Source organism: Aeromonas sp. s13, from assembly GCF_040907905.1.
Lineage (GTDB): Bacteria > Pseudomonadota > Gammaproteobacteria > Enterobacterales > Aeromonadaceae > Aeromonas > Aeromonas veronii.
Genome location: NZ_JBFOCS010000074.1, coordinates 96,605 through 109,254, shown reverse-complemented (window position 1 = coordinate 109,254; position 12,650 = coordinate 96,605). Strand labels below are relative to the sequence as shown.

The 12,650-nt window shown below is 39.9% G+C and carries 11 protein-coding genes; all 11 read left to right on the top strand.

Annotation, left to right across the window (positions count from 1 at the left end; all coding sequences use genetic code 11):
- Nucleotide 1 precedes the first annotated feature (1 nt).
- The 11 genes from rfbC (at nt 2) to AB5Y82_RS16130 (ending at nt 11,990) form a co-directional block, all read left to right on the top strand.
- Nucleotides 2–550 carry a dTDP-4-dehydrorhamnose 3,5-epimerase gene (rfbC, locus tag AB5Y82_RS16180; protein WP_111901368.1) on the top strand — a complete coding sequence of 183 codons (549 nt, stop codon included), beginning with the start codon at nt 2–4 and terminating at the stop codon, nt 548–550.
- The gene (locus tag AB5Y82_RS16175) at nt 551–1,528 is read left to right on the top strand and encodes an FAD-binding oxidoreductase (protein ID WP_201901841.1); all 978 of its coding nucleotides are present in this window, start codon (nt 551–553) and stop codon (nt 1,526–1,528) included.
- Between the two features lie 12 nt (nt 1,529–1,540).
- Complete coding sequence (rfbF, locus tag AB5Y82_RS16170) at nt 1,541–2,314, top strand: glucose-1-phosphate cytidylyltransferase (RefSeq protein ID WP_106842528.1); 774 nt, start codon at nt 1,541–1,543, stop codon at nt 2,312–2,314.
- Nucleotides 2,305–3,393: a CDP-glucose 4,6-dehydratase gene (gene rfbG / locus AB5Y82_RS16165; RefSeq protein ID WP_234922015.1), complete on the top strand. Its 1,089-nt coding sequence runs from the start codon at nt 2,305–2,307 to the stop codon at nt 3,391–3,393. Before rfbF ends, rfbG begins: the two co-directional genes overlap by 10 nt.
- Before the next feature lie 117 nt (nt 3,394–3,510).
- Nucleotides 3,511–4,824, top strand: a complete 1,314-nt coding sequence (gene rfbH / locus AB5Y82_RS16160) for a lipopolysaccharide biosynthesis protein RfbH (RefSeq protein WP_368174242.1) — start codon at nt 3,511–3,513, stop codon at nt 4,822–4,824.
- A 55-nt stretch (nt 4,825–4,879) separates the two neighbouring features.
- Nucleotides 4,880–6,583: a thiamine pyrophosphate-binding protein gene (locus AB5Y82_RS16155; protein ID WP_368174241.1), complete on the top strand. Its 1,704-nt coding sequence runs from the start codon at nt 4,880–4,882 to the stop codon at nt 6,581–6,583.
- A gap of 2 nt (nt 6,584–6,585) precedes the next feature.
- Complete coding sequence (locus AB5Y82_RS16150) at nt 6,586–7,521, top strand: NAD-dependent epimerase/dehydratase family protein (protein ID WP_368174240.1); 936 nt, start codon at nt 6,586–6,588, stop codon at nt 7,519–7,521.
- 555 nt (nt 7,522–8,076) lie between these two features.
- Complete coding sequence (locus AB5Y82_RS16145; protein ID WP_368174239.1) at nt 8,077–9,426, top strand: hypothetical protein; 1,350 nt, start codon at nt 8,077–8,079, stop codon at nt 9,424–9,426.
- Nucleotides 9,423–10,250, top strand: a complete 828-nt coding sequence (locus tag AB5Y82_RS16140) for a glycosyltransferase family 2 protein (protein WP_368174238.1) — start codon at nt 9,423–9,425, stop codon at nt 10,248–10,250. Before AB5Y82_RS16145 ends, AB5Y82_RS16140 begins: the two co-directional genes overlap by 4 nt.
- Nucleotide 10,251: 1 nt before the next feature.
- Complete coding sequence (locus AB5Y82_RS16135) at nt 10,252–10,857, top strand: DapH/DapD/GlmU-related protein (protein WP_368174237.1); 606 nt, start codon at nt 10,252–10,254, stop codon at nt 10,855–10,857.
- Nucleotides 10,854–11,990, top strand: coding sequence for a glycosyltransferase family 4 protein (locus AB5Y82_RS16130; protein ID WP_368174236.1), 1,137 nt, complete (start codon nt 10,854–10,856; stop codon nt 11,988–11,990). Before AB5Y82_RS16135 ends, AB5Y82_RS16130 begins: the two co-directional genes overlap by 4 nt.
- Nucleotides 11,991–12,650 lie beyond the last annotated feature (660 nt).

The window sequence follows — 12,650 nt, the reverse complement described above, 5'->3', positions numbered from 1 at the left end:
GATGAATGTAATCAAGACAGCGATACCTGACGTGCTTATTTTTGAACCAAAAATATTTGGTGATGAGCGTGGTTTTTTCTTTGAGAGTTTCAACCACAAGTTGTTTGAAGAGGCGGTAGGATATCCGGTTAACTTTGTGCAGGATAATCATTCCAAATCCTCGAAAGGTGTGTTGCGTGGTTTGCACTATCAACTGCCTCCCCATGCCCAGGGCAAGCTGGTGCGCTGTGTAGCGGGTGAAGTGTTTGATGTGGCGGTAGATATTCGCAAAAGCTCACCGACCTTCGGCCAGTGGGTTGGCGTTCACTTGTCAGGTGAAAATAAGCGGCAGTTATGGATCCCGGAAGGGTTTGCCCATGGGTTTGTTACGTTAACGGATACAGCTGAATTTCTTTATAAGACCACCGATTATTATGCTCCTTTATTCGAGGCTAGCATTAATTGGAATGACAACGATATCGCAATAGAGTGGCCGTTCTCATATCTCCCATTGCTTTCAAGTAAAGATTCACAGGGTAGTAATTTTAATAATGCAACATGCTTTGAGTAAATGATGGATATTATTGTAAAGGTTCAACCATCCAATATTCAGTTTAATGCAGTTGAGAATGTGACGATTCTTGAGTCTGCTTTAAAGTCCGGTGTTATCCTGGAACACAGTTGCAAGAATGGCTCTTGTGGCTTGTGTTCATCACAACTGATCTCGGGAGAAGTGACTAGTCAAGAAGGTGAGACATTTACTTCTGGCCAAAGCTTTCTTACCTGTCAATGCAAACCCTCTTCAAATGAAATTATTATTGAGGCTGAGTATTATCCTGAGTTAGCCGGAATTGTAAGGAAGGTGACTCCATGTAAGATCTCATCAATAGATAAAAGTGCTCAGTTTGCTATTTTTAAGTTTAGATTGCCTCCCGCTGCAGCATTTAAATATCTGCCCGGCCAGTATATCAACCTCAGCTACCAAGGTGTAACAAGAAGTTACTCGATAGCCAACGCTGATAGTAATGATGGTATTGAATTGCATATTAGACGTGTGCCTGACGGGGTTATGAGTGAGCTATTATTCTCTGATGTTACAGTCAACTCATTGCTGAGAATGGATGGTCCAATTGGAACATTTTTTGTGAGGCCAGATACCAAGCCGATTGTTTTTTTGGCAGGAGGGACAGGCTTTGCACCAGTGAAAGCAATGGTTGAGTCTTTGATCGCCCAAGAAAGCTCCAGAGATATATCGATTTATTGGGGTATGAACTCGAGCAAGGATTTTTATTCTGACTTACCCATTGAATGGGCCTCTAAATTTAAACATGTCAAATATATCCCTGTGGTGTCTGGTGACGATTATGAATGGAATGGAAGAAAAGGTTTGGTACATAAAGCAGTAATTGAAGATATCCAAGATATGTCCAATAGCTGTGTTTATGCCTGTGGCTCACCTCAAATGATTGCTGCAGCAAAACAGGATTTCATTCTTGCAGGGCTTTTAGAAAAACAATTTTTTTCTGACGCATTTACCGCATCAAAATAAGTGGGAGACGAAATGAAGGCAGTAATTCTTGCTGGGGGTTTGGGCACTCGCCTAAGCGAAGAGACGGTTGTAAAACCCAAGCCGATGGTAGAAATCGGCGGAAAACCAATACTTTGGCACATTATGAAGATGTATTCTGCTCATGGTATAAATGATTTCATCATCTGCTGTGGTTACAAGGGTTATGTCATCAAGGAATATTTCGCCAACTATTTTCTTCATATGTCGGATGTGACTTTCCATATGGCAGAAAATCGGATGGAGGTGCATGAAAAACGTGCCGAGCCGTGGAATGTAACTCTTGTGGACACTGGCGATGCATCTATGACCGGTGGCCGCCTCAAGCGTGTTAGTGAATATGTAAAAGATGATGAGGCATTCCTTTTCACTTACGGTGATGGTGTGTCTGATGTTGATATCAAGGCAAGCATCGATTTCCACAAGAGCCACGGAAAGCTAGCAACACTAACTGCTACTTATCCTCCTGGCCGTTTTGGTGCGTTGGATATTCAGAATAATCAAATTCTTTCTTTCAAAGAAAAACCAAGAGGCGATGGTGCTCTGATCAATGGTGGTTTCTTCGTATTAAGTCCCAAGGTCATCGATCTCATCGATAACGATGCAACCACTTGGGAACAAGAACCGCTCATGGCGCTGGCAGAACAGGGTCAATTGATGGCTTATGAGCACGGTGGCTTCTGGCAGCCGATGGATACTTTGCGTGATAAGCACTACCTTGAAGAGCTCTGGCAAAAAGGAAAAGCTCCTTGGAAGGTATGGGAGTGATGACCGTGATAGATCCTGATTTCTGGAAAAACAAGCGGGTCTTTATGACCGGTCATACCGGCTTTAAAGGGGGCTGGTTGGCTCTTTGGCTGGAAGAGATGGGGGCTGAAGTTCGAGGTTATTCTTTGCCTGCACCAACTCAGCCTAATCTGTTTGAAGAGGCAAAAGTTCGTCAAGGCTTGCTCTCGGAAGAAGGCGATATTCGCGATTTTTTCCATCTGCGTGAAGCCATTGCAGATTTTAAGCCGGAAATAGTCTTCCATATGGCTGCCCAGCCGTTGGTGCGGCTCTCCTACGATGAACCCATCGAGACTTACTCAACTAACGTGATGGGCACCGTCTATCTGCTTGAGGCGGTTAAGCAAGTGGGTGGCGTCAAAGCTGTAGTCAATATCACCAGCGATAAATGTTATGACAATCGCGAGTGGGTGTGGGGCTATCGTGAAGATGAGGCGATGGGTGGATATGATCCTTACTCCAACAGTAAGGGATGCGCAGAACTGGTTGCATCGGCGTATCGTAATTCCTTTTTCAATTCTAAGGACTATGCCAAACACGGTGTAGCATTGGCATCGGTGCGAGCTGGTAATGTCATTGGTGGTGGTGACTGGGCTAAGGATCGACTAATTCCTGATATCTTGCGTTCATTTCAGGATGAGCAGCCCGTGGTAATTCGTAATCCTCACTCGATCCGCCCTTGGCAGCATGTGTTAGAACCATTGTCAGGTTACCTGCTGGTTGCTCAGCATCTCTATCTGGATGGTCCCGATTTTGCCGAAGGTTGGAATTTCGGACCTAATGAACAGGATGCCAAACCCGTACAATTCATTGTCGAGAAAATGGTAAAGCTATGGGGCGAACGTGCAAGTTGGCAGCTCGATGGTGCCGAGCACCCTCATGAAGCTCATTACCTCAAGCTCGATTGCTCCAAAGCAAAAATGCGTATGGGATGGCATCCTCGTTGGGATCTGGTCACTACCTTGGAGCGAATCATCAAATGGCATAAAGCGTGGTTGGCTGGTCAGGATATGCGTGAAGTTAGTTTGCGCGAGATCCGTGAATATATGTCAGCTAGTTAATGTAGTTTTTAAAGCATAAAGGCTTCCTGCTTTTCTGCTGTCAAGGTAGTATCCTTGTCCCTTTATTTTCCCCCAAGTCAGCGATTTGGCTGAAAACCTAATAACAGGAACAGATTAATGAGTGCACAAGCTCTGCGTGAACAGATCTCCCAACTGGTGGCCCAGTATGCCGAACAGGCTATGGCGCCAAAGCCGTTTGTGGCCGGTAATAGTGTGGTTCCTCCCTCTGGGAAGGTGATTGGTGCCCGCGAGCTGCAGTTGATGGTAGAGGCTTCTCTTGATGGTTGGCTGACTACCGGACGATTCAATGATGCTTTCGAGAAGGAGTTAGGTGAATACATTGGTGTTCCTCATGTATTGACCACTACTTCGGGCTCTTCTGCCAACTTGCTGGCGTTGACAGCTCTGACTTCTCACAAGTTGGGCGCACGTGCTCTAAAGCCTGGCGATGAGGTGATCACTGTCGCTGCCGGTTTCCCGACCACCGTGAACCCCACTATTCAGAATGGTCTCATCCCGGTATTTGTCGATGTTGATATTCCCACTTACAACATTGATGCTTCTTTAATTGAAGCGGCAGTAACCGAAAAAACCAAAGCCATCATGGTCGCCCATACTCTGGGCAATCCGTTCAATCTGGCGGAAGTGCGCCACATTGCTGACAAATACAATCTGTGGCTTATTGAAGACTGCTGCGATGCCTTGGGCACCAAGTATGATGGCAAGATGGTCGGCACCTTTGGAGATATCGGTACGGTCAGTTTCTATCCGGCGCACCACATCACCATGGGTGAGGGTGGAGCAGTGTTTACCAAATCTGGTGAACTGAAGAAGATCATCGAATCCTTCCGGGACTGGGGGCGAGATTGCTACTGCGCTCCTGGTTGTGACAATACTTGTGGCAAGCGGTTTAGCCAGCAGCTTGGTTCACTGCCTGACGGTTATGACCACAAGTACACATACTCCCATTTGGGTTACAACCTCAAGATTACCGACATGCAGGCGGCCTGTGGTTTGGCACAGTTAGAGCGTGTGAAGGAACTCGTCGAGAAGCGCAAGGCTAACTTTGCTTATTTGAAAGCGGGTCTTGCTAACTGTGCTGAGTTCCTCGAATTGCCTGAAGCAACGCCTAACTCCGAGCCATCATGGTTTGGTTTCCCTATCACACTGAAAGAAACTGCTGGTGTTAGTCGTCTCGAGCTGATCAAATTCCTTGATGAGGCCAAGGTTGGTACTCGCCTGTTGTTTGCCGGTAATCTGACCCGCCAGCCCTATTTTGCGGGCCGTGAATACCGTGTCGTGGGTGAGCTGACCAATACCGACCGTATCATGAACCAGACCTTCTGGATTGGCATCTACCCAGGTTTGACTCACGATCACTTGGATTATGTGATTGCCAAGTTTGAAGAGTTTTTTGGCGTAAGCTTCTAATAGCAATTATTTTAGAGCCAGCATTAGCTGGCTCTTATTAATTTTGAGGTTTTGAATGAAAGCATCAGATGCCGTTGCTCATGTATTGGGTGAAAATAATGTCACTCATGGTTTTGAATTAATAGGTGGCATGATTGCACACTTGGTTGATAGCATTAACTTAGTTGGTAAAACTAGGCTAATCTCTTTGCATCATGAGCAATCGGCGGCTTTTGCTGCGGGTGGTGTTGCGCGAGCAACCAATAATAGCCAAATTGGTTTGGCTTTGGGCACTAGCGGCCCTGGTGCGACGAATTTAATTACTGGTATCGCGGATTGCTGGTTAGATAATTACCCATGTGTTTTTTTAACTGGCCAAGTTAATACCTATGAGCTGAAGAATGACCGCAATATTCGCCAGCAGGGTTTTCAAGAGTTAGATATTGTCAGTATTGTAAAAAGCATTACCAAATTTGCCCATCAAATCAAGTCTGCTGATGAGCTTGTTCCAATGCTGCAACAGGCGATTGATATCGCCAAGAGTGGTCGCCCTGGCCCTGTGTTGTTAGACATACCAATGGATTTACAACGCGCCGAGTTGCCTGATAACGTAATTGACTACTTGTTTAATAGGTTTTCCGAGTCTGCCGCAAAATCAGTTGATTTAACTAATTTTTCTGTCGTGTTGGATGCATTAAATCAAGCGAAAAAGCCACTTTTCTTAATCGGCGGTGGGGCCATAAATTGTGATGGCTTTGTGGATTGGCAAAAGGCTATTTCTCAAGCTGGAGTTCCACATGTCTCAAGTTTAAAAGGTAGTGAAAAATGCCAGGCATTAGCTAATTACTTGGGCATGATTGGCAGTTATGGCACACGTACGGCAAATTATGCCATTCAACACTGCGATCTGTTAGTAGTGTTAGGCAGTCGCTTGGATGTGCGCCAGACTGGCGCGGATATCAAAGATTTTGCGCGTAATGCCAAAATGATTCAAATTGACCTAGATGCAGAACAACTGGCTAACCGAGTGAAGGCAAATGTTGATATTCATGCAGATTGTGACAGTTTCTTTTCTTCATTTATGAATGCCTCTTCATCTGCTCAACAGATGGATAAAACATGGCCAGCATCTTTGCAACAACATTGGCAGCAGAATTATGTCGATGAATATCAAGATTGGAGTGTTAGCCCATTTCTGGTTTGTAAGAGTTTAGAGCGTGCATTTAAAAATAAGCCTATTCATTATGTTGCCGATGTTGGCAACAACCAGATGTGGGCCGCACACTCGATTTTGCTAGGCGAAGGGCAAGCGCTGCATCACTCAGGTGGCTTGGGCTCAATGGGTTTTTCCATCCCAACTGCGATTGGTGTGACCTATGCTAGTGGTTTGCCTGTGGTTGCGTTAACCGGTGATGGTGGCGCTCAGATGAATATTCAAGAGCTGGATATTATTGCACGCGAACAACTGCCGGTGTTAACCATAGTGTTTAATAATGAGTCATTAGGTATGGTGCGTGCATTCCAAGAGATGTATTTTGATGGTAGAAATGAATCAACATATTGGAATGGTTATAGCTCATCATTTTGCAATATTGGGCGCGCGTACAACATCAAGTCGTTTTCTACCTCCTGTATGGATGAGCTAAATACATTGTTAGCTAAGTTTGCCGAGCAATCGGAACCAATGTTAATTGAAATTCTGATGAGCGATGCGAGAGAGTGTCGCCCCCGCCTTGCATTTGGTCAGCCGATTGACAAACAATTTCCACCAAAAGGTTAATGATGAAAATAGCTATAATAGGTGCGACAAGTTTTATTGCCCAAGAATTACTAAGGCAGTGGGTTATTTGTGGGGTAAACCATGAAATCCATCTTTATGCAAGGGATGTAGAAAAGGTTAATAAGTTTATTAATGAGATAAATTATGAAGGAATAGATTTTTTTTCATTAGATTTAAATCTATTTCCTATGGATGGTGATTATGATGCAATTATTAACTTCATTGGTGTGGGAGACCCTGCAAAGGCCAAGAAAATGGGGGGGAGCATACTATCAATAACATCTTTTTATGATGATTTAGTAATTAGCTACTTAAAAGATAGACCAAGCTGTAAATACTTATTCTTAAGTAGTGGGGCCGTTTACGGTCATGATTTTTCTAAACCTGCAACACCAAGTAAAATGGCAACCTTCAATATAAACTCTAGTGTCAGTAGCGAGAAATATAGTCTCGCAAAATTTATTACTGAAGTAAAACACAGAGATTTACAGCATCTTTCAATTGTTGATATCAGAGTTTTCAGCTTTTTCAGCCGAAATCAAGACCTATCAACTAGATTTTTTTTATCTGACTTGGTAAGAGCCATACAAAGCAATAAAAAATGTGAAGTTAGCGCAGAGGTTATGGTCAGAGACTATTTACATCCGGAGGATTTCAGGCAGATAATCGATTGTATATTGTCCTCTCCAAAAGTGAACTTGGCTGTAGACTGTTATTCTGCAGGTGAAATAGATAAATTCCACCTGCTTGCAGAAATGAAAAATAGGTTTGGATTGCAATACTGTATTTTAGACAATCCAGATGTAATTTGTGCCACTGGAAACAAAGTTAACTATTTTAGCAAAAATAATAGATTGGCTGAATTTGGATTCATACCTAAGTATACATCTTTAGAAAATATAGTAATGGAAGTGTCTGCAATACTGGGCACCCAGTGATATCACTTTTTACATTTCTACGCACATATATTATCAAATAGTAAACTTTCTTGTATGGTATCTGTTATGTATTAATTTATCTCTCGGAGTGTAGTAATAATGCAATGATATGAATAAGGTTCTTAAATGTTTATTCTGCTATTGTTGTTTTTTTCTGAGTCACGCCATGTTAATCGACTCTTTTTTTGAAGAGTTTTTGTACTTCCATATTAAATTAAGCTGTTTATATATTACTGTATTTGGCGTAGCCGCAGTCAAAGTGTTATTTCGTTTATTGTCATTCAAGACAGGGAGGATATGTCTTAGGTCATTTTCAGCATTGCCACTATCTGAATAGTATCAACGTGCAATCTGGGTATGTCAGTATTTATCGAGTAAAAAATGTGTTTGTGAATAGAGCTTATCTAGAGTAAGTGTGTTTTCATGAGTTATAGTGTTGTATAGAAAATTGTACAATCAAGTATAACTTAATAGGATGCATTTAAATACAGTTCATCATGATGTGCGTTCATCGCTATTGTTACCAATTCACTACATTATAATACTGGGTTTATGATGAAACTTCTAAATAAAATGGGTGTAGATATAGATATCGGAGTGACATTATTATACCGAGTTTGGACCATTTTAGCTGGCGCAATATTACTGTTCATCATACCAACGTATCTTTCTCCTGATGAACAAGGGTATTATTTTACGATCTCTAGCCTTATTGCGTTACAAGTGTTTTTTGAACTCGGATTTAACTTTGTAATAACGCAGACAATAAGTCATGAAATGGCAGGCCTTAAGGTGTGCAATAATTTAACGCTAGACGGCAACTTTAAATCTTTATATAAAGTCAGTTCATTGATTGAAGCAATTCCCAAATGGTATATAAATATTTCATCCATTTTTTTTATAGTTGTGTTCTCTCTTGGACTAATATTTTTTTGGGATGGTGCACTGGATATATATAAATGGTTGCCTGTATGGGGGCTTGTGACTTTCTTTACTGCTGTGTGTCTTTTTCTTAGCCCATATCTTTCTGTTATGGAAGGATTCGGTTATGTTGCCAGAGTTGCCAAAATACGTTTAATTCAATCTATAGTTGGATATACTTTATTTATATTTGCGTTGTTCTTTAATAGTGGGCTTTATGCTCTGCCCCTCGTCAGTGGGATTGCAGCCTTAATTAGCACCTTTTGGGTAATTAGAACTTTCAGTTCTTTATCATATCCTGAAGCCTTTTATACATATCGATGTGATCACAAATTTATTTCTGATAAAGTATCTTGGTGGCGTGATATTCGGCCTTTGCAATCAAAGTTAGCAATTAGTTGGTTTAGTGGATATCTTATTTTCCAGTTGTTCAACCCATTTTTGTTCAAAAATCAAGGGGCGGATGTCGCGGGGAAAGTCGGCCTTGCATTGACTATTTATTCCACAATGTTGTCAATTTCAATGAGTTGGGTTAATGCAAAAATACCGACAATGAGTCGATTGATCGCCCAAAAGGATTTTCCAACTGTTAATAAGATTTTCCGAGCACTAGTTTTCAGATCTTCTCTAGTAAATTTGATAGTGGTTATGTTGTTTGATTTTTGTGTTATTCTATTAGGGGTGCATGAAATTCCACTAGTACAGCGTTTGCCATCATTAGACATTATTGCTATGTTATCTTTCGTGACTATTATAAACCACTTGATTTTCTGTATGGCACTATACATGCGAGCATTTAAAGAGGAGCCATTAGTTAATTGCTCACTGATTTCTGGTATTATTACATCATCGCTGGTATTTATTGGCAGCCTGCATAGCGATAGTATGACAATATTATATTATTGCATAGTAACAACATTCATATCATTCCCTTGGGTATTGTTTACTTTTATTAGATATCGTCAAGGTGTAGCTTTAAAGTGAAAAAAATATTAATTGCGATACCGAATTTCAATAACGCAGCATTTATCAGAGATGCTATTTTTAGTGCATTGAATCAACAGCTTTCAGTTGGGTTTAATATTGATGTGGTTGTGTTTGATAATGCATCCACCGATGATAGTGTAAATGTGATAAGAACTATTGCAAATGAATATGAATCGGTATCATTAATTTGCAATGATATTAACGTTGGGGCGATTCCTAACCATAATTTATGCATAGAATACGCAATAGAATTCGGTTATGATTTTTTGAAAATATTATCATCTGATGATGTTTTGCTACCTAATATAATAAATCAGCAGGTCGATATTTTATCTAGCGATGATAGTGTCGATATCGTATCCTGTTCCATGATGATCACAAATGAAGATCTTAATAGTGGAGTTCATTATTCGTTTTTGAATGAATCAGGAAAAGAAGTCCTCAGAGTAAACCCTGAGACTATAATGCTTAAATGTATGGAAAAGGCTCAAAATTTGTTGGGTGGGCCAAGCAATTCGATGCTTCGAGTCATTGCTATTAGAGATGTTCGGTTTCTAACTAAATTTAGCTGGCTAAGTGATTTGCAGTTTGCGTTTGATATTTTAAAAAAATCTGCGGGTGATTTTGTGTATATTGAACGGCCTGGTTTTTTATATAGACGACATTCCAATACTGATACAGAGACTATTTCTCGGAAAAAAGGGCTTCAAACATATGAGTGGCTAACATTTATCAATGATAATCGCAGAGAGTACAGGTTTATTTTTAGGCGTTCAATACTTAAAGTAAAGTCATGGCTTCATACGTTAAGGGTATTTTAATATGAAGAGTGTTTCTTTATTGGTATCAAGACTTATATACATTATGGTGCAGATAGCTATACCCATAATTATATATTTTAAAGCGGCAATCTTAAGGGCAAAAATTTTCGAGCTCAAGTGTCATTGTTCATCATCAGCAATCATTCAAGTTGACTCATGGTATAAGTTAACACTTGAACCAAAAGTTTGTATTGGTCATGGTTCTCTTATTATTGTTTCGGATGAAAAGTCAGCGAATGGTATTACTTCGTCACTACGGATTGGTGAAGGGACATCAATCAATGAATACACTAATATTCGTGCTGCGGGAGGGGATATTTATATTGGAAAACATTGCATGATTGCTCAATTTGTCACCATTGTAGCATCAAACCATGTGGTAGATTTAGGGGGGAATATGATAGAGCATGAATGGGATAATGTTAAACGGAATGTCTCAATAGGTGATAATACATGGATTGGTGCTGGCAGTATTATATTGCCTGGGGTGACGATTGGCTCAGGGTGTGTCATTGCTGCGGGTTCAGTTGTAACACATGATGTTCTTGATAATCAGATAGTAGTTGGTGCTCCAGCTAAGCTACTCCGAGTGAGAGTGCTGTCATGAGCAAAAAAATTGCTTTTGTTTTTCCTTCTGTTTACTTTGGTGGCCATGAAATAATGGCTATGGAAATTATAAATAGTTTAAAGACATGCCACTCTGTTTCTGTTTTAGCTTACATCAACAAAGATAATATTTCACTAAAGAATGCTTTGCTTAAAGCAAATATTAATTATGAGGAGTATATTGGATACACCTCAAAAATGAAGCCTGTAACGCATTTTTTACATGTGAAAAATTCAATCACTGTGATTGATGTTCTTCAGCGTGCCGCGATTTATTCAAGTGATAGAACTGTTTACTTGATTCAAGGAAGTATTGAACTAGGGGCGGATTTTATTTTTTGGAGCCGGATGCTAAATATATCGCTTGTGTCATACATGCCCTTTGCTCATTCAGCTATACGATTAAAGTTAAAGTTTTCTTATATTAGAGAAATTATCTCAAAAATTTATTACAAAATGTGCTGTAACTATATAACTATCTCCGAGGTGTTTAAGGAGCAATTGCTTTGTTATAATAAAACTGCTGTTGTAAACATATGTAGGAATTTCATTACGCCAGAGAGGGTTAATGAAATAGAGTGCTCGTCTAAGAGCATAATTAAAAGCAACACTTTTAATATATTTGTGGTTGGCCGAGTAGTTTTTTCACAAAAAGGTCAGGATATTGCGGCTGAGGCATTTGTAAAATTGCTTCAGCATTATAAAAACTGCTTTGGTAAAAAAGTGAACTTTCACTTTGTTGGTGATGGCCCAGATTTAGATTCGCTTAAGAAATCTATCTATGACAAAACAGAAGAGAGTGATGCTTTTATTTTCCATGGTTGGGCTGAAAAATGGTGGATGGTTTCTGTTGAGCCTAACTTGCTGGTTATACCCTCGCATTTTGAAGGTGTGCCATTAGTAATGTTAGAAGCCATAGCTTTAGATATTCCAATAGTCGCTTCTAACGCTGATGGCATGGTTGATTACCTAAATGAGAATGCTCTATTTAAACTTGATGTAGAGGCTATTGTTGAATGTCTATTTAATTGTCTTACAGACCCCCAATATTTAGCAAGATGTAGACAATTTAAACATTCGGAAGATGAGCACAGAGTTGATCTGAGTGCATTTTTAGGGGGGGGGGAGTCGTGATAGAGAACAATAATAATTTAAGTGTTTTATTTGTTATTGTATTCTCAGCATTTTTATGGATGGGCGGGTATTATATTGTATCTCGAGTCGAAAGAAACTCTATCAATTTCATGACTCCAGCACTTTTTACTTTTTTTCCTACGTGTTATTTTTTCGAGTTTATTTATGTTTACCTAACACCTAAAAACCTAAATTTATCTGCTTATGTTTATTTTTTTTCTTTATACTCATTTTCTGTTATTGCACTGGTTTTAGGGTATATATACTCGATTGATAATAAAATAATTATATTCCAACAAAGAATAATGAATCGATATAGTGACAATCGGTTGTCACAGTGTTATATGGTAATGGCGGTATTGTCATCTTTACTCAGTTTTCTATTGTATTTGCCAATTATTATTGAATTTAAAGATTATTTGGCAACTCCCAGGCGAATATATGAACTGACAAGAACTGGCTACGGATTATCATTCTTCACATCTAATTTATTGGCATTGTTGTCATTGCTGTTTTGTCTATATAGCTATAATAGATACAAGCTTTTAATTTTTATTTCATTTTCACTTAGTTTAATTGTAATATACTTACATGGTTCAAAGACGGCAATTCTATCTATTTTTTTAATTTATGTATTGTATAAAAGCTCCATTAGCAACA